This is a genomic window from Gammaproteobacteria bacterium (assembly GCA_016199745.1).
Lineage (GTDB): Bacteria > Pseudomonadota > Gammaproteobacteria > Acidiferrobacterales > Sulfurifustaceae > JACQFZ01.
Genome location: JACQFZ010000017.1, coordinates 120119 through 141809, shown reverse-complemented (window position 1 = coordinate 141809; position 21691 = coordinate 120119). Strand labels below are relative to the sequence as shown.

Genomic DNA, 21691 nt, shown 5'->3' with positions numbered 1-21691 from the left:
GACGCCCCCGGCGAATGAGTTCCTCGCAGGGTCGCAAATCGATGCCACGTGTTTCAAATCGAGACCAGAAAAAATCATGCGCTATCTATTTCAGATCAAGCAATTACCGTGTTTGGCGTGTTCAACGTCCGGACAGCAGTGTGGTCGCATATCAACAGAAAATAAATCGGCCCCCTATTTTGTGATACTTGCTAGCCCTGATAAATCCAAAACGTAATGAGGGCGGCATAAAAGCCGCCCTCACGTTACTCCGCATTACCTGATGTGGCTGTTAATTGCTGCAGCAACCGCACACCGACATTTGCCCTTGCACCGTGGTTTTCCACTGGCCATTCCAGGTGGTGGACGTTTTGGCACAAACGCTGGGACATTTGGCTTGAGCATCACCGTTATTCCAGAGCGGGCCGGCATTTACGTCCTGACAAACACTACCTTGTGGTACACCAAATCCCAAGAACCATGAGAAATCGAGAGACTTGTAGGCGGCCGGTAGGGCGGTCGGTGTTCCTACGTTTGCTCCTCCTGGTAGCGGGCCTCCCGGAGGCGTAGATCCCGCCGGCGGAGGAGTGGGCTGACGCTGAGCATAACTGTGGCACGTGATGCACGACGCTTGTTGGGCGGGCACATCGGCATTGAATTCAACGAAAGAACTTCCCAACTTACCCTGACTGGCGGTTGGCTGGTTGTAAGCGGATTGTGTACCGGTCATGCGATAGTTCTGAAAGGAAGGATCCAGTGCTGCACCGGCGGCTTTAAACAATGCGGCAAGGGTTGTTGTCGGCGCTGTGTTGCTCCCCGTGGAAGTCGCGGGATTCGAGCCCCAGCTATCGGTGCAGGCATTGTATAGCGTGGGTTTGCAGCGGTTTGGATTGGTGCGCGGGTCTTGTGGCTCAAAGGTAGACCACAACCAATTTGGAAAAAGCTTAGAGCTGATATGTATACCAGCCAGTGCGTAGCAAGTGCCGTCAATCACTTCTTGGTAGATCGTGGTATTCGGTTTGGTGCAGTCGAACGTCACTCCTGTAAAAGACGATGCGGCAACCCAATCTGCCTTTACCTCAACCGCGCCAGTCGGAAAATTAATCGTCGCGCCGGATTGAAGATAGTTAACTTGTCCCGTTTCCGTTAGCAGGCCCTTGCTCGTCGCATAGGCTTGCTCGCTGGGGTTGATCGTGACTTCTTCACAAAACTGCGGATCGGCACTGAGATTGGTTGGCACGAAGGGAAGAAGCGATGGATCTGCCGAGGCCGTTGTCGTCATTGGCGAACAGCCACCGGTGCGACGTGGATCGTCACCTGCCGCCAACTTGGCGCGCAGCAAACTGCCATGCAGCTTTCGGGTGTTGCAATCAGCCGGGTTATTCAGGCAAGCCTGGGTTGTCCACGTTTCCCATGTAAGGTGGTTATTGGCGGTTTTACAATTTATCGCTACAAAAAGTCTCCAGGCTGTTTCAGCTTGGCTGCTGGCTGGTTTCGTTGGTAACGCACAAGCATTCGTTGCTGCTTGTTTTTTGCTGGCTGCGGTTGCCGGTGTGATAGGGGCGATCAGACAAACCAGCATTGTTGAAAAGAGGATTTTTTTGAGGCACGAAAGCGAAATTTCCATTTTCATAATCTTGTCCTTGAGGTTAAGGGTAAAAAACGAGCCGGGTAAAAAGCATAGGGAGTATAGGGTATAGGAAGGTATAAAGCCCCCGGAGGCAGTCGCGCTATCCCAGCGCCGCCGGGATCAGTGCTCGCGTCGTAGTATCAACCAGAAGAATCCGACGACCGCGTCGGGTCGATAGCCGCCTTTCACGACCGGAGGCCACCTCTCTTGTGCCAGCGCGTGAAGCTAATCGCGAAGTCGCGCCGCACAAGAGGACAGATAAATGGGATAAATTAGTTTAATCGACGGACAAATAAATCAGTCGCCGTTCTTTTGTACATTTCTGCCTCAACAATTCTCTCAATACATCCACCGCGCATCTTTGGGAGCAGCGGCGATGTACTCGGCAACCGTTGTTGGTTTGGCTTTTGGCACGTGTATCACTCCACGTAATGGTCTGGCCGACTAACGCGTCGTCGATCCGGTTCAATCCTTCGCTTCCACATGCCGGCCGAAGTTGTTCAGGATGGCTTGCCAGCCGGTGCGCTGGAGTTCTGGTGGGTTCTCGGTTTCCGCGTCGAAGGTTTCTTTAACGACGACACCGTCGGCGTGCTCGACGAACTCGACGTTAACAGGGCTCGTGTACGAGCCCATCGGGGACAGAGGCGACGGTTCGGATCGCCCTGATTTATGCGGCCGAGGACCGTAATACTTCAGGTCGGCGTGCGGCAATCGAAATAAGCGTCTTTGCTGCACCCGACGGTTTCCGTCTGCCCTGCTCCCAGTCTTGAAGCGTGCGAACGGATACGCCTAGCAGGCGGGCGAATTGTGCTTGAGACAATTCTGATTTAAGCCGTGCCTCCACGATAGGCGGTATTTTTACTTTGTGGACTCGTCCGCGGTGGCCCGCTTTCATTTCGCGTACCGACTGCAATAGCTCCTTTCCGAGGTCACGCTTGGCAGCACGTGTGCGTAGTTCCCGTTTAGATTTAGTCATGTTCAATCTCCTCTTTGATCTGTCTCAATACCTGGCCGTAGGGGTCGAGTATTTTAATGACTACTGGCGCGTTGATGAACGCCGCTGACGGCTGGCCTCAACCAACGGCTGAATATCAAAGCTCGGTCGTATCTCAAAACTGCCGCCGCGCACGCCGGGATGTTTGGACATGAGTTGAATCGCCTCATTCATATCCCGCGCTTCGAGCAACAAAATTCCACCCAGCAGTTCCTTGGTTTCGGCAAACGGTCCATCGGTGGCCGAGACGTTGCCGTCGCGGACGCGCAGGGTGGCGGCCTTGTCCACGCCTTCTAGCGCTTCACCGCCGATGAAATGGCCGTTGGCGCGCAACCAATCATCGTAAGCAATACAGTCGTCCATGAACGTCTGTTGCTCGCGCTCCGACATAGCCGCCCATTTTTCCGGGTCCAGATATCCCAGGCAGATGTATTTCATGCTTCGCTCCTCGTGCGTTAGGAACCCGTTGATTAATGCGGAATTTGCCGCCGATCCATGTGCAGGGCAGGGTAAGCGAGTGCCAAGCCGGTTTTTCCTGCGCGTTGGATTCGACAATTAGTCGATTGGGCGAGGGTATTTTCGACATCCGTTAAACATTCCCTATCACGCACCGTATCGGTGCCACCTCGTTTGGGCACGAATTGCCGGAACGAAATTAGATGGTTATGCGCGACGAGTAGTTTCTGGCCAAGAAATGCCGGAAACTACCACGGCTGATTGCCATCTTCATATATGCAGGGAGGATCTATGGCCGAGTTGGATAACGCCAAACGCACGCTCAATCGCGCTACCTACACACCGATTAAATCCACCAAGGAGTCGCCGCCCGCCGATGCCGGCGGCGGTGGGCGCGTCGTCGACAAATGGAGTGCGATCGCCGGGCTGCATATCCTGCCGAGTGAAATCAAACAACTGCGTCGCGTGCTGGCGACGCATAAGCCGAGTTTACGCATTCTCGATATCGTCGAGCGCAGCTTCGGTGCGGACGACAAATATGCCGCTGCGCCGAAGTTGAATGCGCTGGCGGAGTTGGCGTCCATCACGCCGCAGGACATCGCGCACGTGGGTGAGGCGCTGATCGCGCTGCGCAAAAAACGCCACGGCGATCTCACTGCCGCGACCGCGCGGATCGATGCGCAGTTGTCCAGCGTGTTGCAGTCGACACCAAAAACGGCGCCCGCGGTGACGCTGCCGAAAGGGTTCAAGAAGGACACGCAATTCGTCAACGTCCATTTTCCCGGTGCCACGCTTTATCAGCATGAGGAAACGACGCCGCTCAAAGCCTTGACGAAAAAAGCCAAGCGGCGCGCGAGCACCGCAACGCTGGCCGTCGGCGCGGGCAGCGTTACGCGCCAGAGTTTTATGTTGGCACTGCCGCAAGAGAGTGCCGCGGCAACCACCACCGAACTGCGTCTGGAGAGATTGCCGCTCACGCTGGCCAACCTAACCGACCTCGCGCACACGACGCCGGGGTTGCGGGACGCGGTCACGCTGATTAACAGCCAAGCCGCCGAGCTGATCTCGGCAATGGACCCGCGTCGCTTGGCACCCTTGGATATTACCAACGCCTCACTGGTCGCGATTCAAGTGGCGACCGACGTGTTGTATGCCTTCCATGCACGGTTGGAAATCGAACCGGTCGGCTTTCTGCACTTGGAGCGCGTCGGCTTCACGCCGGCCGGCATCGAGCGCGGCGAGTTGGCGTACTCGGTGCCGCTTAGTCCGGCGGAGGAAGTCAACATCACGCACAAGGAGTGGTCCAACACCTCGGAGGAATTCGAGAACATCGTCACCGATTTTCTCGAGGCCTACAGCGAAGAAGGCGTAGCGGAAAAATCCGAGCTGACGCAGGCCGCCTCATCGCAGCAACAGCATTCGAGCGGCTTCAACATGTCGGTGACCGCGTCCGGTGGTTACGGTCCGGTGAGTATCTCCGCCAGCGTCGGCTACAACGTGGCCGACTCGTCCAACACCTCGCAACAATTTTCGCGCAATCAAAGCAGTGAGCTCACGCGCAAGGCGTCCGCGCGCACGAAGAAGGAACACAAGGTCAGCTTCAAGGTGGCATCGGCTTCCGGCACGGAAGACCAAGCGGTGCGGTTGATCAAAAATCCGTTCACCGATCGCGCGACGCGTGCGGATTACTACCAGCTCATCCGCAAGTGGCGCGTGGATTTGTATCGTTACGGCGTGCGTTTGACGTACGACGTCACCATTCCGGAGCCGGGCTCGGACATTCTGTCGAAGATCCTCGAGATCCGTTCGATTCAGGCCGCGCTCGGTCAAGGCTTCGGCGCGATCGACGCCACACTGCCGTGGGCGCGTTTCGACTTGCAACCCTCGGCGTTGACGCGCACGAGCTACATGTCGCTGGCCGCGTTGTACGGTATCGCTGTGGAGCCACCGCCGGCCGCGGAGCTGCGCATCGTGCGCGCGTTCTCGCGCCAATGGGGCAGCTTCGATGAATCCAAGCACGCGGAGAACAACGCCTTCGACATCGACGTGGCGGACGATTATTTCGTGCAGGCGGTGTCGCCGAGCCTGACCGTGTGGACCTGGGAAGACCAGGACTCCGACAACCGCATCGAAACCGATGTCGCGCATTGGATCGGCGCCTCCGGCCGCTTCACCATCAACGTGTTCAGCTGGCAGTTGTCGTCGTTTACGCTCGAGGTCGTCATCACCGCGCAGTTAAAAACCGAGGTGTATCAGGCGTGGCAAATGCGTGCCTGGGGCGCGATGCGCGACGCCGCGCAAGCGCGCTACGAATCGAATCGCGCCAACCTCAAAGCGCGCCTGACGCAGTTGCAAGAAGACCTCGGCTCGCAAGACGCGTTGTCGCTGCGCAAGATCGAGCGCGAAGAAGTGGCCAAAGGCGTCTTGCGCTGGTTGTTCGGTCCGTCATTCACGTTCGTGTCGCCCGGGTTGCCGGAAGATTTATACGGCCCGAGCGAATCGGTGACCAATGCCGACATCTGGTCGAAAGTGATGGCGCAGGGCGAGATCATCAAGTTTCTGCATCACGCCATCGAGTGGGAGAACATGTTGTATTTCTTGTATCCCTACTTCTGGTCGCACACCAGTCGTTGGGAATTTAAAAAATATCTCGACCATCCGGATTTCATGCACCGCACGTTCTTGCGCGCCGGCAGTGCGCGCGTGGTGCTGACCATCCGCCCCGGCTTTGAGCGCGACTTTGTTTCGTTCATCGACGGCGGTGTGCTGGGCGCGCCGGCGACGCGTCGGTATCTTACGATCGCCGAAGAGATGGAGGCGTATGCCAAGACCAACTATCCCGGTATTCAACCGGCGAACCCGATCGAGAACGCCCGCCCGCTGCTAACGCCGTTGCAGCGGCGCACGTGGGAGCAGATGCAGCAAGTCATCGGCTGGATCGAGTCTTATATGAATGATCACGGTGCGTATCCAACCACGGCCCAAGGTCTGGCGGTGCTGAGCACTTACGGCACGGTGCCGGCGGCCGATCCGTGGGGCAACGCCTATGTGTATCGCTCGCCCGGTCGCGTGAATGATTACGATCTCGTTTCGCTCGGCGCCGATGGTGCTGAAGGTGGCACCGGCGAGAACGCCGACATCGTCAGCTGGGCCGAGGCCTCGCTCATCGGCCAGTGGTATGAATACACGCCGACTAGCGCGCTCGATATCGCGTTCAATGAAATACTGCCATCGGCGTGAGCTGGCATTCTGCTTCAGTTAAAAATGTTCTGACGTATTGTCCCTCTCCCTTTGGAAGAGGGAATTAATCAGTAAGGTTTCCTAGAAGCCATCTTAAAATACCCCCACCCTAACCCTCCCCCGCAAAAGCAGCGGGGGAGGGAATTTAAGAGGCTGGCGTTTGCACAACGAGGCGCGTGCTTTTCTCTTTTGTTCCCTCCCCCGCGCTGTTGCGCGGGGTGAGGCGGGGCCTGCATGAATGTCCGGTGGACATTCATGCCGCCGAACGGGCGCGCTGAGGTCGCGCGCACCGGGCGGGAATGGTTAGGGTGGGGCAATATCAGTTGAAGTTATTCTTGAGATAACTGTTGATCATTCGTCATGGCTGACTACATCGTCGACGGCACCGCGCGACTCGATCGTTTCCTGCGCCAGCAGGATGTGCAAGCGTGGCGCATTCCCATCCTCATCGCTCACGACGGCGTGCGCGTGTTCCGCGCCGGCACGGCAGTCACGCCGATCAGTGCCACAACAGCGTTGGAAGACGGCGATACCGTGCGCGTCGTCGACCCGCCGCCGTCCAGCGTTACCACGGCGCTGCAACAAGAAGCCGATAACAACGCGCGCGATCTGGCGTTCGTCCCGGGAACGTCAGCCTACGATCGGCGCATGCAACAACTTATGGGTGTGCGTACCGACACCGTGTTGTTCAGCGATACGCTAGTCGACAGCCTACGCGGTTTCGTGCGCGCGCTCGGACGCAGCGATCAAATCACGCACCCGATCCGTCATCTGCTGATCAGCTCGCACACCAACCCGGAAGGTTTGTTGTTCATGAAGCTCGATACGCTCGGCGCGAATCACATTACGTACGAAGACTTAGAGGCAGCGGTGCGCGGCAACACGTTGACAATCGCATCCCCGCTGCTCGATCCGCGACCGAACGATGCCACCACGGGTCAGCCGATCGCGGCGCAAGTGTTGATCCGCGGTTGCCGCATCGGCCAAGCCGTGCCGTACTTGCGCAAACTCAAGGAGGCGTTCGGCAACACCTTGCCGGTGGTGGCGCCGAAACATTTTCATGTCGTGGCGCAGCAGTCGCGCCCGGCCGGCTTTGCCGAATACATGGCCTACGGTTTCACGCAGGCGCGTGCCGCGGCGTTTCGCAACAAGGCGGCGGCCGTGCGCGCGTTCGGCGCCGCGGGTTTCACGCGCATCGACGGCACGCCGGTGCCGGCGCGCAGCTGGGGCGAGTGGATCCCGCGGCGCATTACGTCGACACAAAGTCTCACGACGCGCGTCATCTCGCCGATTACCAACCGCCGCGACGCGACACCGGCCGAGTTCCGTGTGACGAATCGTACGTTTCTGGATCAGCCAGGTTCGGTCAGCGTCACGCCCGATCCCAGCAGCTACGACGCGCGCAAACGCGCCGTGCGCGATGACATGGTCGCCAACGAACCGCGTTATCAATCGTCACATGCATTTCCCGAGTACGTGCGCTACGGCCACGCCACCATCGACGAGTTCATGGACAGTTGGACCTGGAGTTTCAGTTACGACAGCTCGCAGCAGTTGCTGTCTTACAATGCCACGCGTGTCGAGTACACCGTGTTGCAGCCGATCGTCGATCCCGCCAACAACGAGTTGTTCCTGAATTATTATCCGAGCGCTAGCAGCGGCAGCGTGATTGAACGACTGCTGGTCACCGACGCGCGCTTCTTCGAGACCGTTTGATCATGCAAGTCGGCATCAACTATCCATGGATTCACTGCGATTGGGACTTCGGCCAACCGCCGGTGAACAGTAGTGGCGATGCCTGGGGCACGCGCGCCGATTGGCGCAGCCGTATCGAGAGCGACCTCGAGCAGTACCGCCAACTCGGCATCTTCGCCGTGCGCTGGTGGGTGCTCGGCAGCGGATTGTTGTACGGCATCGGCACGGAAGCACCGCGCTTGAGCTCCGGCAGCTGGCAAATCGCCAGCGTGCCAAGGTTGGCGCAGGCGGTGATCGACGATTTTGCCAGTGCCTTGCCATTCTTCCGCCGCGCCAACATAAAACTAATGCCGGTGTTCGCCGACTTCCGCATGTTCCTCGATCCCAGTGGCACCGCCACCGACTACGTCAGCGGCGGGCGCCAACAATTAATCAGCGACAGCGCGCAACGCCCGCAGTTTCTGCGCAACGCGTTGCGCGCCTTGCTCGAGGCCTCGCGCGGCTTCAGCGATATCATTTACGCGTGGGATCTGTGCAACGAACCGGAATGGTGTGTACGCAACCCCGGCAGCGGCGTACCGCGCGGAAGCCGCCCGACGCTCGATTTGAGTTCGATGCTGGCGTTCTTGCGCGAAGGTGTCGCGATGATCAACAGCACCGGCCTGCGTTCCTCGATCGGCTTCGCCAGCCATGCCACCGTCGACGCCTGGCGCTCGATCGAACTGCAAGTACGACTACACCAGTTTCACTACTATCCACACGACCTAGCGCTACCGCGCCATACCTTCTCCGCCGAGTACCCGCTGATCATCGGCGAATTCGCCAGCGCCCCACATCGCCCCTGGCCCGAGTTGGCCGAGCAAGAACGGCGCGAACCGGAGAATATTGTTTGTCACCGCTTACAACATGCGCAGAGCAGAGGCTATCCGGCGGCGTTTATTTGGTCAGCGGAAGAACACCCATCACCACCGGATCCCGGCCAACCGCAGCCGGTGGCTTGGGATGACGATACGCGGGAACAGATTCGGCGATTCACTGGATATGCGCCGCGTTGAGCGCAGAGGTGGCGCGAGTGATCGGTAGTAATCACGAGTACTGAGAACAGATGGGCGATTGAGACGGAAAACAGTGGCGTCTATGGTTACCTGCGTCGAGCTCACTGAATAATATAAATCTGTCCCGGATATCATCTAGGTTTAACGCTCGTGGCCCGCGCCGGTTAACTTTACGGTATGCTTAAAAACATGAGACCGATATACACTCTGCTCATCCCATTGAGAGCTTTTGTAACATGTCTGATCTGTATTTTTTTCTCGTTCGCAATATATGCGAACGAAGTAAATGGAAATGTGGTGGTGGAGAAAAACGTCGTATCAGAATGGGGCTATCTTACAAAGTCGCTTCCAGATTCATATGACTACACAAAGTTAAGTGAGCCGGGCCCGACTATTTCGGTAAAGTATCAGCTCATCAGAAGCAAATTGCCGGTTCGCGATTTACCCGATACATATTTTTATTTCGGATTGAGTGAAGAGTGTTTTTCAAACAAGTATCAAACTCTTCGCCGAAGAATCGCTCTCTCTTTTGGGGATGAGAAGGATTACAGATTGGCGTTTGTTGACGGAAATTGCGTTTACATTACCGGATGCTCAGCCAATTTCGAAACCTTTGAAGAGCAACCCAAGATTCATAAACTATTTCAAGATTATGTTCTGGCAAAAAAATCACATAACACGTCGCTCAAGTCGGCGCCGTGAGACAACGCGGCGCTTCGCGGCTATGTTCGCGGCCGGCGCGGCTTAGCTTGGCGTTAGCCATGATAGGAAAATGAAGATGCAAATTGTACGGATGAGCCCATCGCTGACATTCGTGTAACGTCAGGGTCTGTCCCGAATGGTACTTACTTAAGCCGCGGCACGCTCTAGCTCCCTCCCCCTCAGGGGGAGGGCTGGGGTGGGGGTGGGTTTTTTACTCGGTTATCGCTGCCATAAAACCCACCCCCCTCCCAACCTCCCCCCTGAAGGGGGAGGAGTCAATCGTGGCATCTGTTGTCGACGGCGCTTAAGTAAGTGCCATTCGGGTCTGTCCCCGATCGTTTCCCACCGCGTAGATCAAAACAGGAGTCCTTATGATTCTTAGCGTACACCACGCGCAAATTACCATCCCAACCGGCACAGAAGACCAAGCGCGGGGGTTTTATTGCGGACTACTTGGGCTTGGTGAAATTACCAAACCAGAAAATCTCAATGGACGGGGCGGCTTCTGGATGCAGCTGCCCAACCTCCAAGTTCACGTCGGCACCGAGGACGGATTTGATCGAACTAAGACGAAAGCGCATGTCGCTTATGCGGTTGGTGATCTCGCCACAGTGCGTGAGCTTCTCGTAAGTCACGGCATCGAACCTCAGGATGGACTACCCATTCCTGGTTATGATCGCTTCGAGTGCCGTGATCCTTTCGGTAACCGCATGGAATTTATCCAACGAATTAATGATAAATAACTTATGAGCTAATTAGTAATTGAGTGTAGAAGTAATCGGCGACAGACCACGGTTTCGATTTACGATTGCTTCCAGAGGTAGTTTGCGTACCCATAACTAATGCGTTCTATCTCCGCCGGTTATCACTTCCAATCCGTCAACCCGTATTTCGCAAGGATCGCCTTGAGCGTGCCGTTTTGCCGGGCCTGAGTCACGGCGTTGCTGAGCAATTGCGCGTACTCTTTGGCTTTCGGATGCTTAGGGGAAAACGCGATATACACCTCGCTGTTTTCCTGGGCACAACCGGCTTCCCGAAGCTTGCCGATGGCTTTAATCCCGCCGAGGGTGTTGAGCACGACATTGCGGTCGTCGACCAAGGCGTTGACCTTGCGGTCCCACAGTCGAATGATGTTCGCGGCTAGCGGATTCTCTTTGCCTTCTTGGCCCGTCATCGTCTTGAATCGTTCCGGAAATTTCGCAATCAGACCGTCAATCTCTGCGCCGTAGGCATAGCCGCTGATCGTTGCCACTTTCATGTTGGCGGTAATGGACGCGGGACCGCTGTAACTCCAGCTGTCATTGGGATTGGTAAAGAAACACGACCGAGAGCGGCCGAGCGACTCTTCGGGAAATACGAAATCGGGTGCGTCAGGGCGGGAGGCGCCAACGATTCCGGTGTACTTGCCGGCGCGGCTGTCGGCGATCGCCTCTTTCCAGTCGCGTTGTCGGTAGCTGACTTTATGACCCGCTTTTTCGAATGCTAGTTTTGCCAACTCGATCATGTAGCCGGGATTATCAGACTCCGGCTCGCAATTGTAGGGACACCACACATCCGCTCGCAGGGTAATGGTGTCGCTGGCCGCCGGCATGGCCGCGGTTACTAATAGGAAGCAGATCATGGCTGTCCATTTTGCTTGCATGTCGATCCCTCTCGGCTGCTGTTTGCTGCTCTGAGCATAGCAAACAACGATTGGGCGACGCGTCACTTTCCAACCCTTTCGATTGCAGGACGCGAAGAAGCAGGCCGGCAAGTAACGCGCTTGCAAAACTCTTCAGCGATCGAAGATTTACGATTCAAGCTCAATCGCTGAAAACTTAAGGACTAAAGCTGGATATTACGGCCCTACCAGAAAGTGTATCTGCCCACCGTCCGGACCGTCTGCGATGCACGAAGCGAAAGCAGCATTACTGCCCCTCCCTACTTGCCAACGAGACGTTCTACTGTCGACATCGGCAGTATGAGTGTCATCGGGGAGTGCGGTAATTCAATAAAGCCAAAGTGGTTGTAAAACGCTTTGGCTTTGTCATTTTTAGCGTCGACAACGATGATATGAACGCCGACCAGTTGTGCGGCCGACCAAGCGCGCTCGAGCGAACCGATGAGAAGGGCGGCGCCCAACCCTTTGCCTTGCATCGTGAGGTCGACCGCCAGACGAGCCAGGCGAACGGCAGACACGGGATATTTCGGAAATCCCTTCTTTGCGAAGTTCGGCGGCAACTCGTCAAAGCCAATGCTGCCGGTGGCGACATTGTAGAAACCAAACACACGTGCGGCGTCGTCGATCGCTACGGCGGTGCGCGCGATGTCTTGCTGATGGTTGAGCAACGCGTACCGACGCAGGTAAACGTTCAAAGGAGCATCTCCGCAATCGAACTGATCACGGACGTGCCGTTCTTCGATGTTAACGATTGGAAGGATTGGCTACTTCCGATTGACGTGGCCGTATTTCTCGAAAGCCGCGCGCAGTGCGGCGTTCGGCTCGGGCGGGTTCGCGAGCGCGGCAAGTAAAACGTCGCGGTCCGCGTTACTGAGCTGAATCTGCTCGAAACGCTGAATGATGTCCGTGGCGCGCAGCTGCGCGCTTTCGAGCACGAACGACGTAATTGAACCACCGAGGAAATCTGCAGCGCGGGCAAACAACTTTTTCATGTCCTGGTTCACGCGCAGGTCGAGTCGATCGAGCTTTGGCGCGATTACGCGCGCGCGCGGAACAGTCACTTTGGTGCGTGCGGGTTTCGTGCGTACGTTCGGCTTTTGGACGAGCCCCCGCCGCGAACTCGCGGCACGGCTGGTCACCCTTGTCGGCGAGGCCTTTCCCGATGTGGCGCGGACGCACTTCGGCCGCGACCGAGTGTGTTCGGATTTCTGCATAGGGGCTCCTTCTCTCTGATCGCTGTACGGCTTAGCTTTGTATTGTAGGCAAATGTCCGGACAACGTACACACGTACAAATTTGGCCCTAGAAAGGCCGTTTTGAAGCTAGGAGCCTGCTAGAAGGGCCTGAAGGCTCACGGGACACGTGCCGGAAACCCATCGCTTTAAGAAAACTGATTCGGCGATGCGTATCGGTCTCGACACACATCGCCGAAATCGTGGTACTGGCGCTGCGACTTAAAAGGTGCCGATAACGCTGAACGTGAGTCCCTGCGTGAAGTCGCGTGCATCATCATTGGCGTAAACCGCGCCACCGGGCTGGGACGATAGCGCGTAGTCGCGGGTGATAACGGTTTGTGCCCGGTATCCCATCGTCAGCGTCAGCGTGGCAAAGCCGGTTCGTTCGCGGTCGAATGAATAGGCCAGGCCAAATTCACTCACGGTGTAGTCGGCGTCGAGCGAGGTGCTGCCCGAGGCGTCCTCGGTTGGCAACGTCGCCTTTAGCCAACCAATGCCATAGGTTCCGTACGCACTCAGGCCGGATTGCAATGGTGCCGAAACGCTGGCCGCCAGTGTGGGACCGCGCCACTTGTATTCGCCGCCGACGTCTTGAGTAAGCTGCTTGTAACCTGCGGTCAGCGATAGCCCGGGTAAGATGTCGTAGCCGACGTTGAGGTCGCGTTCGGAGCGCGTGCCGCTGCGTGAGCTGAGCGAGCTTTCGAGCGTGTAGTCGGTGTCGGTCATGAAGCTGGCGGTGGCGAATAGCCGCTCATGCCGAAGATTAACGAACGGCGTGAACGCGACTTCGCTGTCGCTCGATAATGGCGTGAGCGCTTGCAGCGAACTGCCGCCGGCTTGCACGCGGGTGATCTCCCAGCTGGTCCAAGTGCTAAGCCAAGCCTTGGTGCCGACGGTGACCGTCCATGGCGAAGCGGGTAGCTCGGTTTTTTGCTCTGCATGACTAACCAGAGGTAAGACTAACAAGGCGACACACGCCGATATTGACCGAACAAATTTCACGATTCCTCCGTAGTGAGTTTTTTCGACGCCGTCCTGTTACAGCGTCGGTGGTACAAATACACGTTGTTTACTTTTTGGATTGGCAAGTTGTTTTTGAAGCTCGGCGCGTTCTTGACGGAGTTGGTTCATTTCGACGACATCGACCTTCGGACCGCACACCGTAAAGCAGAATTCACCGGTGAATGACGAATAGACGAACGGCGTTTGCCGGTGGCCGACGGTTTTGAGGGTTTCGTTCTGTACCCCCGCGGTAACGCGTTTGATCATTTCTTCGACGGTGATTCCCGGCGTCTCGATGTGCATCAATATGTGCTTGGTGAGTGGGCCGTTGCGGCCTTCGCCGTCATAGGCGACATCATCCGAGCCGGTGGCGTAAAGCACGATCGAACCGACCGGTGCGTCGCGGATTGCACCGAGGCCATAGGCCACATCACCGGCCTTTGCGGCGGGCGGCGATACTGATACCGGCAGGGCACTGCGCGTCATGCTGCGGCTGTTGTGCTGGCCGGCAGCGGTGAACGGATTGTTGCGACAGGCGTCGAGAATAACCATGCTGAAGCCGACCTGCGCTTTTTTCATATAGGTAAGCACGGAATCGACGCTGACTAGTTCGGCGGTCACCTCGTTCCACGATCGTACGCGCGCTTTCGTCGGTACCAGATAATTCTCGCCTTTTATCTGTACCGCATGACCTGCGTAATAGAACACCGCTTTGGATTTAGGTTTTAGAAGATTGACGAAGCCCTGTAGCCGCTCGACAAACTCCTTGCGGTTTTTGAGATTCAGATAGCACAGCGTTTCGTAGCCGAGGCGTTTCAAGGAGGCGCACATGTCGGCCGCATCGTTCAGCGGATTGATCAAGCGCTCGGCGGCCGAGTACTCGGCGTTGCCGATGACGAGGGCGACTTTCTGGTCAGGAACGGCCAGTGTAGGCCGGGGGAAGCCCAGCGAACCGATGCTTATTGCGGCAGCGACGATGCTGAATATGAGACGATGCGGCATGGCCCCTCCCTAAGCGCGAAACTGAGGTTTTCGTAAAGTTTTTGTTCCGACGAACCAACGGTCGAGTAGGCGATTTGAGCAAGTGGGGAAATAACGTTCCTTTTTGCCCTAAAACCGGCTGTACGCACGGCGCCCCTCGTTGCCGAAAGTGTCGGACCGGTGCATATTCGCATACCTTTAGTGCGCACAAAACGACGCCAACCGACACCGAGTGACATCAGAAGAATGGAAGAAGGAAAAAGGTATATGACGGAGAAAAAAGCGTCGCCGCGGCATAACGAGGAGCGGTTAAACGTCGACAAACTCAAGCACAGCATCGATAAATCGGCTATCACCATCCTGGCGCTGGCCGAGCGTTCCGGGGTCGATGCTAGAACGATCGCTCGCTGGTTGGGCGGCAATGAATCCAACGCTAAACGTGAGCTTATTCGGGCGGTCGAAGGCGCGCTAAAGCTACCGGACGGGGAACTGATCTTAACGGACAAGGCCCCAGCCCCGCCCAATAGCACGCTCTCGTGGGTATCTAAGTATCCCGACCTGCGCGGGGAATGGGAGTTGGAAGTAAAGTATCACGACCAACTCGCGGTCGAGCGCCTCGACATCTACGCCCAGGGTATCGATGGGCAAGGGCAGTGCTATATCGAAGCGACGTTAATCACGCCGAATCTTTCAGTGCCGGGGGAGGCGATCAAACAATTGCTCCGTGGCACCTTCGAAGACAAGTTCCATCTGGTGTTCCAATATCGTTGCGTCGAGTACACCGAGTGCGGAACCGGTATTTTTAAAGTCAAAGCGGATCACCAAACCATGGAAGGGATGTCGGTGAACTACGGTTTGACCGTTAGGAATACGCTAATCCTCAACATGACAGCGCTAGTGACAAAAGAGCGTATCGCTCGGCGCGTAAAAAAGCCGCAAGGTTAGCAACCGCCTTGCGCGCTGTGGGTCGTTGCCTAAACGTAGTCCTCGATCTGCCTTCTTTCTAACTACTGCCCCGGCGAAAGCTAGTTCACTTCCTCGATCGAGAAGCCCGTTGCGCCATAGGATGGGGAGCACGGCGTGGTTAGGCATACCGTCTTACCACTGTAGAGCGGGCTTGTTCCTAAATAGTCACGATAGAGACGCGCGCCGACATTCAACGGGAAGGTGAGAAAAATATCGTTCGGTGTCGGTCGAAGACCGCTGAAATCGCGCGGCATGTCGGAAACGATAGCGACGAACCGATCGGTACCGGCCGGCCCGGTTGCTTTGAGTGGCCACCGTTCGCCAGGAAGCGTCAACACTTTTTCCGCTTCAATACGATTGTCTCGGTCGATTCCGTTGGGGAACAACAATCCGAAATCGGATTGATTCGTGCCAAGCGTCAACACATAAAGATAACCCGGCTTGGAAGCGCTGATGCTGAAACGCAGACGATCTTGGCCGATGCGAACTACCGGTTTCTCCGCCGATACGGTGACCGTGTGTGCACGGTCTCGTCCGTCGATGACTTGGTCCAACATCGTCGCCGGACTGAACGGCTTGACGGCGGCATGGAGCGCCGACGCGGTGCTAGTCGCCGTTGCTACGGTCGGCGCCGTTTTTGGCGCGCGCGATAAAAGTAAGCCGCCGATGACGGCGACGATCAATAAGATAGCGCTCGCGAGCGCTAAACGGATGACGGTCTTGCGCGCTAATCGCGGTCGGGGTGGCGGGTCTTGCAGCGGTGTCCGAAGACCCAGTGCGGTCCGTAACTCGGTGATGCTCTGCGGCCGCTCGTGCGGCAGCACGGCCAGCGCTTTGTCGATTCCACGCAAGAACACGTCGCTGTAACTGCCGGCAGCGGCGATACGCAGCGATTGTAGCGGATCCGACATTAGGCGCGCGACCGACGATACCGGTGGTTTGCCCATGATGGCGAAGTACAACACCGAAGCGAGCGCGTAGATGTCAGTCCATGGGCCTTGTTTCATTTCCGGCATCTCGTCGTATTGCTCGACCGGTGCATAGCCGGGACGCAGTACGACCGTCAACGATTGCGTCATGTCGCCGATGACGCGCCGGGCCGCGCCGAAGTCGAGCAACAAGAGACGACCGTCGTTCAGGATCAGGATGTTGTCGGGCGAGATGTCGCGGTGGTAGCAGTGCTCGCGGTGCAGCTGTTCGAGTGCGTCGAGCAGTGGCGTGAGTAGATCTTTCAACCAGACTTCGTCCGGCCGGTCGTCGCGTTTGCTCAGCATGTCCTTGAGGCTCATGCCTTCGTAGTAGGGCATGACCATGTAGGCCGTGCCATTGGCTTCCCAGAAGCGGTAGACCTTCAACAACGATGGATGATCGAACTGCGCTAGCAGGCGCGCTTCATTGACGAAACTCTTCAAGCCGGCATTGAAGGTTTCCGCGTAACGCTCGGACTTCACCGCCACCGTCAGCGCATCTTTGCGTGACGCCAACGACGACGGCATGTATTCCTTAATAGCGACATTACGCCGTAGCGTGTGATCGTATGCTAGGTAGACAATGCCGAATCCACCTTCGCCGACCGGCCCGATGAGTTCGAATTCGTCCTGCAGCTTGGTGCCGGCCGGCAGCATGTTGCTGGTGACGGCGGACGTGCGAGTCTCGGCCGTGGGCGTCGTCGCACGAAACGGCATGACGGTACGGTCGTCGTTGTCTGGTGGCCGAGGGGCGCTCATCGCGCCTATATTAATCCATACCGACGCGAAGCATCGTACCTTCTAGGAAATCGGCAAACTGCGCCGACGGCGGTAGTCCCACGAAGCAGCACAGCCGAGACGATCCCGCTGTTTCGGCGGTGGTCCACCATAAACTCTTGCCGAAACCGTGAGTCACCAGCGTGTGTTGCGCGGTCGTCGTGCGCAGGCGCGGCAGGGTTGCTAAGTCCGGTAACGCAATTGCTTGCGCCGGCGACGGGTCGCGACACCAATTAGCCAGCTCCTGCGCCTTGCTCCACACCTCATTCGGCGCCGCCGGAAAGGGCAGGGCGGCGAGTTCGGCTTCCAGCGCCTCTAGTGAAAAGTCGGTATCGAGTGTGTCGAGCGCGAGCTGTTCGAGCTGGTCGTACCACATCGGCGCGGCGAGCGCGCTGTCCGCTTGCTGGCCGTCGAGCGCGACGGTGATGACTAGCGGAAAGTGACGCCCGACCTTATCGACGCTGGGCATGATCAAGCCGGCCCACGCCGATGTGCCGATGACGCCCGGTAGCAGCACAAAGCGCCATATCGGCGCTGCCAAATAAACATCGAGCCAGCGTTGATAGAGTTCGGCGCGGCTCGCGGCCAAGGCATCCTGTAACCATGCATCCCAAGCGGCGACGGTCGACGTCGGCAAGCGGCGCGAGGCAAAGTCGCCGAGTGCTGGGATCTTTCCGTACCACCCGGGAACGCGCCAGTCCGGTGCGGCCATCATAGTTTGGCCGGACACTGGAACTGCTTCAGGTCGGCTAACCGGAACGGATTCTGCACGCTGCTCGTTATCACCTCGAACCGCGCTTTGCGACCGCCGATGTTGAAGGTGATACGAAACTTCTCCGGTTGCTCGGTCGGTTCGATCTGCACTTGATCGAACATGCGGAATAGCGCCCATGGCCCATCGAACGGTCCGAACGCCGCGTGCGTCGACGGCGGCGACATTTCCACGCGCACCTGCGAGCTGCCGCGGGGTCCCGGCCACTGTACCGGTTGCGCAACTTGTGGGCCGTGACGGTAGCGCACGATTTGGCCGTCGACGTCGAGCAGAAATTGGGTGATGGACGCATCCATCTCGATCGGCTTGAACTCCAGGCGCATCGCCGGCGTTTGGCCGCCATTACGGAAGAACACATCGCGGATCGTCTGCGCGCGTTGAAATTGCCGCAGGGTTTCGGTGCCACCGCCGCTGCGTGCGCCGGTGTGACGATAACTCCACGGCTTAGTGGAGGTGTCGACCAGTTGCGCTAGATTTTTTTGGAAGAAGCTGTCGAGCAAACCGTTGGGCGCAAACAGGTGCGCGAAGTCGTCTTGCGTTATGTCAGAGCGGCTATCCTTCACCAGCGGATAGCGTCCGCTCATGGCATTGCTGCAGAAGCGACCGATGGTTGCCGCCAGCTGATCGCTCAAGTTGCCTTTGACGCGAACCAACTCCTCGTCGGCCGCGGTTGACGACAAGGTGAGCAAAGCGCCGCGCAGCGGCTCCGGCATTTGTCCGGCCTCGGCCCGCACCCTGCTCGAAACCGTGTCCGGCGGCGGGACATTGCCGGTACGCAGCGCCAACTCCGCCGCCTGCATTTGGATGTACATATCTTTCAGGAGGGCGATGACCGCGTCGATACGAGCCGGTTGCCCGGCGCTGACCGGCGTCACCATTTGCCGCAAGTTCTCGAAACGGTCGTCGACGATATGCTCCGGCAGCGACAGCTGCTCCAGCGTCGACTCCTTGTCGCCGCCGTTGGCCAACGCCGCCAGCTTGGCGGCGTTGCCGCGCAACAGGTCCTGGCCTTTGTCGAGTAGCGTTTTTTCCACTTCGCTTTTCTTGATCAGCGTGACCTCGTGCACCATCTTGCGCAACAACTCGGGCAGCGGCGAGTCGGGTGCCGACAACAGCCGCACCGCCTGGATCGCTTCGCCCTGGCGGGTGCCGAGAACGATGCGCAGATCGTTGATAAACGAATCCCACAGATTGGCGTAGTCGTTGAGATAGAGACGTCGTACTTCGAGGATTAAATTTTCCTTGGCCTGGCGATTTTGCAGCCGGCTGTGTTCCCGATCCGGTGCGCCGATCACCCAGGTCTCTTCATCGGCCAACTGTTCCGTGATCTGTTCTACCTGCGGCGAGAACGCGTCATGGTAGCCGCGATAGCTGTACAGACCGGGTACGCCGCGCGCCAGCGCCGCGCCGCTGGCGCGGGTGAACACCAGTGCCGCCGACGGGCCGGCGGCTGACGCGATTGTGAATTCCGGAAGATCGGCGCCGACGTCGAGTCGTTTCAGACGGTAGTACGCATACTGTGCCAGCGGCATCCGCACCAGCGTGCGGCGCGTATCGGCGACCAACTTTTCATCGGCGGGAAACGACGAGGTGATCGGACCATGCGCGAGCAGCGCGTCGAGATGAGCGGTCAGTGCTTGCCGTTGTTCCGGTGTTACCGCTGCCGGCAAGCTCTGCGCCCAGTCGAAGCGTACGTACGAGCGTAACGCGTCGGCGTCGAAACGCTCGGCATCGAGCAACGTGATGTAGGCCTTGAGCGTTTCGTGCAGTAGCTCCGGATGGTCTTGTTGCGTACGCAATTGCTCCTCGAGGCGCTGTTGCAGTCGTGGCAAGAGCGTGGCGTGGAGCGCCCGCTGATAAACGTTATCGGCCGCGGTGCCGAGCTTGACGCCTTGATACAAACCGAAGCCCATCGACATCGGCACGTCTGCGGCGACGGTGTTGGCGGCGTCGGCGAGCCATTCCACCGCCTGCAGCTCCGGCAGCAGACTTATTATGTCGGCGCTGTCGTTGTTGAATCCCAGGCGTTGTACCTGTGCCGCTACACGGTCGACGTTGGTCTGCACCTCGCCGACGTAAATTTTGTTGCGCGCATAACTCACGGTCCAACCGAGGATGCAGCCGATAGAAACAACGCCGATGAGCGCGAGTCCGGCCGTGCGCAGCAGATTGCGATGATGCAGCCAGCGCAAGTTGGTACCGGCGAGCTCGGCCTCCGGCAAGATGATGTCGCGAATCAGCCGCGTGATGAAAAAGCTTTTTCCGGTCGGTGTCAGCGATGGCAACAGCGCGTTTTCCAGGCCGAAGGCGCGGCCGAGCGAGCCCATGATGCGGTCGATGGGTCCGCCTTCCTGCGTGCCGCTGGTGAAATAAATGCCGCGCAGCAGCGACGGCTCGTCGAAGCGTGAGGGTGTGAACACGTTGTCGATGAATTCGCGCAACAGCCCGCTCAAGTGAGCGAACTGTTGCGGCAGCGAGTACAACAACGCCCGCCGTTGCGGATCCCGTTCTTCCTGTAGGCGATCGGTCAGACGCTCGTTAAGCCGGGTTTCCAGCGCGGCGAACTCCTGGCTGAGATCGGGCAATCCGGCGATTTCGGTGCCGTTTTTGGCGAGCGGGAATGAGGTGCCCCATACTTGCGCGCGCTCGTCGCTGCCCATGTTGGCGAAGAACTCCATGAAGCCGGGCAAGCGATCGACTTTAGTAATCTGCACATAAATCGGAAAACGTATGCCAAGACGCTCATGTAACTCGCGAATCCGTTTGCGCAACGCGTCGGCGTGGGCCTCGCGCTGGCTCGTGCTTTGCGTTAATAGATCGGCGACGCTGATGGTAAGGAACACGCCGTTGATGGGGCGTCGCGGTCGATATTTTTTCAGGAGTTGCAGAAAGCCATACCAGGCGGCGCCGTCGACTTCTTGGTTGCTCTCGTGCGTGGTGTAGCGGCCGGCAGTGTCGATTAGCACGGCTTCGTCGGTGAACCACCAATCGCAATTGCGGGTACCGCCGACGCCGCGAATGGCGGCTTCGCCGAAGCGATTCGCCAGCGGAAATTTCAGCCCGGAATTGAGCAGCGAGGTGGTTTTGCCGGAACCCGGCGCACCGATGAAGATGTACCACGGTAACTCGTAAAGATAACGGCCGCTGAGGCGTTGCCATAGCGGGCGCGATTCGCCCTCGTCATCGAATTTCGCCTGCTTCAATACGCCTAATGCGTCGTGGAAGCGCGTCTGCAACGTCGCCACTTCGTCGGCGCCGGCCGCCGGTTGCGGCGTCGGTTGCGCCTGCTGTATCAAACTCTCGAACAGCTTTTTGTTGGCGGTCTTAGCCTTGATGTGCGGCCAGGCGCGGCGAATGACGACGAACAGCGCGATCACGAGGATCAGCAGCCAGCGGTTCCTGGTCGATTCCAGCGGATGATAATCGGCGATGGCGATCAGCGGCCCGATGAACCAAATGATGAGAGCGATGGCGAGCAGGCCGAGCGCCGTCAGCACCCATGGCTTGAGAAAAAATCTAAGAATTTTTTTCATGGAAGTCTCTTGGGCCGATAACGATTCAATAGCTGCGCGCCGTTCGT

General features: G+C 57.8%; 18 protein-coding genes. 6 read left to right on the top strand and 12 right to left on the bottom strand.

Annotated elements, in window-relative coordinates; translation table 11 throughout:
* Nucleotides 1–271 precede the first annotated feature (271 nt).
* The 4 genes from HY308_04245 to HY308_04230 all read right to left on the bottom strand — a co-directional run bounded on the left by HY308_04245 (nt 272) and on the right by HY308_04230 (nt 3041).
* Complete coding sequence (locus tag HY308_04245; GenBank protein MBI3897492.1) at nt 272–709, bottom strand: mannan-binding lectin; 438 nt, start codon at nt 707–709, stop codon at nt 272–274.
* A 1365-nt stretch (nt 710–2074) separates the two neighbouring features.
* On the bottom strand, nt 2075–2242 hold the full coding sequence (locus tag HY308_04240) for a hypothetical protein (protein MBI3897491.1): 168 nt from the start codon (nt 2240–2242) through the stop codon (nt 2075–2077).
* Between the two features lie 34 nt (nt 2243–2276).
* Nucleotides 2277–2585, bottom strand: coding sequence for a helix-turn-helix domain-containing protein (locus tag HY308_04235; GenBank protein MBI3897490.1), 309 nt, complete (start codon nt 2583–2585; stop codon nt 2277–2279).
* A gap of 60 nt (nt 2586–2645) precedes the next feature.
* Complete coding sequence (locus tag HY308_04230; protein MBI3897489.1) at nt 2646–3041, bottom strand: YciI family protein; 396 nt, start codon at nt 3039–3041, stop codon at nt 2646–2648.
* Between the two features lie 2829 nt (nt 3042–5870).
* On the opposite strand from HY308_04230, the gene HY308_04225 reads away from it, so the two are divergent.
* The 5 genes from HY308_04225 to HY308_04205 all read left to right on the top strand — a co-directional run bounded on the left by HY308_04225 (nt 5871) and on the right by HY308_04205 (nt 10494).
* On the top strand, nt 5871–6299 hold the full coding sequence (locus HY308_04225) for a type II secretion system protein GspG (GenBank protein ID MBI3897488.1): 429 nt from the start codon (nt 5871–5873) through the stop codon (nt 6297–6299).
* A gap of 360 nt (nt 6300–6659) precedes the next feature.
* Nucleotides 6660–8015 (top strand): hypothetical protein, encoded by a 1356-nt coding sequence (locus tag HY308_04220; protein MBI3897487.1) that lies wholly within the window; start codon nt 6660–6662, stop codon nt 8013–8015.
* A 2-nt stretch (nt 8016–8017) separates the two neighbouring features.
* Complete coding sequence (locus HY308_04215) at nt 8018–9049, top strand: hypothetical protein (protein ID MBI3897486.1); 1032 nt, start codon at nt 8018–8020, stop codon at nt 9047–9049.
* Nucleotides 9050–9349: 300 nt separating this feature from the next.
* Entirely contained in the window at nt 9350–9751 is a 402-nt protein-coding gene (locus HY308_04210; protein MBI3897485.1) for a hypothetical protein, read from the top strand.
* Between the two features lie 371 nt (nt 9752–10122).
* Complete coding sequence (locus HY308_04205; GenBank protein ID MBI3897484.1) at nt 10123–10494, top strand: glyoxalase; 372 nt, start codon at nt 10123–10125, stop codon at nt 10492–10494.
* A 122-nt stretch (nt 10495–10616) separates the two neighbouring features.
* On the opposite strand, the gene HY308_04200 is transcribed toward HY308_04205, so the two are convergent.
* The 5 genes from HY308_04200 to HY308_04180 form a co-directional block, all read right to left on the bottom strand.
* On the bottom strand, nt 10617–11342 hold the full coding sequence (locus tag HY308_04200; GenBank protein MBI3897483.1) for a transporter substrate-binding domain-containing protein: 726 nt from the start codon (nt 11340–11342) through the stop codon (nt 10617–10619).
* Between the two features lie 329 nt (nt 11343–11671).
* Nucleotides 11672–12106, bottom strand: coding sequence for a GNAT family N-acetyltransferase (locus HY308_04195; GenBank protein MBI3897482.1), 435 nt, complete (start codon nt 12104–12106; stop codon nt 11672–11674).
* Between the two features lie 69 nt (nt 12107–12175).
* Nucleotides 12176–12625, bottom strand: coding sequence for a DUF1778 domain-containing protein (locus HY308_04190; GenBank protein MBI3897481.1), 450 nt, complete (start codon nt 12623–12625; stop codon nt 12176–12178).
* Nucleotides 12626–12864: 239 nt separating this feature from the next.
* Nucleotides 12865–13647 carry a hypothetical protein gene (locus HY308_04185; protein ID MBI3897480.1) on the bottom strand — a complete coding sequence of 261 codons (783 nt, stop codon included), beginning with the start codon at nt 13645–13647 and terminating at the stop codon, nt 12865–12867.
* 36 nt (nt 13648–13683) lie between these two features.
* The gene (locus HY308_04180) at nt 13684–14649 is read right to left on the bottom strand and encodes a caspase family protein (protein MBI3897479.1); all 966 of its coding nucleotides are present in this window, start codon (nt 14647–14649) and stop codon (nt 13684–13686) included.
* Nucleotides 14650–14895: 246 nt separating this feature from the next.
* Here HY308_04180 and HY308_04175 point away from each other — a divergent pair, with 246 nt between their 5' ends.
* Nucleotides 14896–15573: a helix-turn-helix transcriptional regulator gene (locus HY308_04175; GenBank protein ID MBI3897478.1), complete on the top strand. Its 678-nt coding sequence runs from the start codon at nt 14896–14898 to the stop codon at nt 15571–15573.
* An 80-nt stretch (nt 15574–15653) separates the two neighbouring features.
* Here HY308_04175 and HY308_04170 read toward each other — a convergent pair whose 3' ends face one another.
* From HY308_04170 to tssM, 3 genes are read right to left on the bottom strand one after another with little or no spacing between them, the layout of a single operon-like run.
* Nucleotides 15654–17321: a protein kinase gene (locus HY308_04170; GenBank protein MBI3897477.1), complete on the bottom strand. Its 1668-nt coding sequence runs from the start codon at nt 17319–17321 to the stop codon at nt 15654–15656.
* A 10-nt stretch (nt 17322–17331) separates the two neighbouring features.
* Nucleotides 17332–18069: a type VI secretion system-associated protein TagF gene (gene tagF, locus HY308_04165; GenBank protein ID MBI3897476.1), complete on the bottom strand. Its 738-nt coding sequence runs from the start codon at nt 18067–18069 to the stop codon at nt 17332–17334.
* The gene (gene tssM / locus HY308_04160) at nt 18051–21644 is read right to left on the bottom strand and encodes a type VI secretion system membrane subunit TssM (protein ID MBI3897475.1); all 3594 of its coding nucleotides are present in this window, start codon (nt 21642–21644) and stop codon (nt 18051–18053) included. The genes tagF and tssM overlap by 19 nt, the downstream gene beginning before the upstream one ends.
* Between the last annotated feature and the right edge of the window lie 47 nt (nt 21645–21691).

Excerpts from the sequence above, each read along its gene's own strand:
- HY308_04245 (MBI3897492.1), bottom strand. The coding sequence starts at position 709 with ATGACCGGTACACAATCCGCTTACAACCAGCCAACCGCCAGTCAGGGT.
- HY308_04240 (MBI3897491.1), bottom strand. The coding sequence starts at position 2,242 with ATGGGCTCGTACACGAGCCCTGTTAACGTCGAGTTCGTCGAGCACGCC.
- HY308_04235 (MBI3897490.1), bottom strand. The coding sequence starts at position 2,585 with ATGACTAAATCTAAACGGGAACTACGCACACGTGCTGCCAAGCGTGAC.
- HY308_04230 (MBI3897489.1), bottom strand. The coding sequence starts at position 3,041 with ATGAAATACATCTGCCTGGGATATCTGGACCCGGAAAAATGGGCGGCT.
- HY308_04225 (MBI3897488.1), top strand. The coding sequence starts at position 5,871 with ATGGAGGCGTATGCCAAGACCAACTATCCCGGTATTCAACCGGCGAAC.
- HY308_04220 (MBI3897487.1), top strand. The coding sequence starts at position 6,660 with ATGGCTGACTACATCGTCGACGGCACCGCGCGACTCGATCGTTTCCTG.
- HY308_04215 (MBI3897486.1), top strand. The coding sequence starts at position 8,018 with ATGCAAGTCGGCATCAACTATCCATGGATTCACTGCGATTGGGACTTC.
- HY308_04205 (MBI3897484.1), top strand. The coding sequence starts at position 10,123 with ATGATTCTTAGCGTACACCACGCGCAAATTACCATCCCAACCGGCACA.
- HY308_04200 (MBI3897483.1), bottom strand. The coding sequence starts at position 11,342 with ATGCCGGCGGCCAGCGACACCATTACCCTGCGAGCGGATGTGTGGTGT.
- HY308_04190 (MBI3897481.1), bottom strand. The coding sequence starts at position 12,625 with ATGCAGAAATCCGAACACACTCGGTCGCGGCCGAAGTGCGTCCGCGCC.
- HY308_04180 (MBI3897479.1), bottom strand. The coding sequence starts at position 14,649 with ATGCCGCATCGTCTCATATTCAGCATCGTCGCTGCCGCAATAAGCATC.
- HY308_04175 (MBI3897478.1), top strand. The coding sequence starts at position 14,896 with ATGACGGAGAAAAAAGCGTCGCCGCGGCATAACGAGGAGCGGTTAAAC.
- HY308_04170 (MBI3897477.1), bottom strand. The coding sequence starts at position 17,321 with ATGAGCGCCCCTCGGCCACCAGACAACGACGACCGTACCGTCATGCCG.
- tssM (MBI3897475.1), bottom strand. The coding sequence starts at position 21,644 with ATGAAAAAAATTCTTAGATTTTTTCTCAAGCCATGGGTGCTGACGGCG.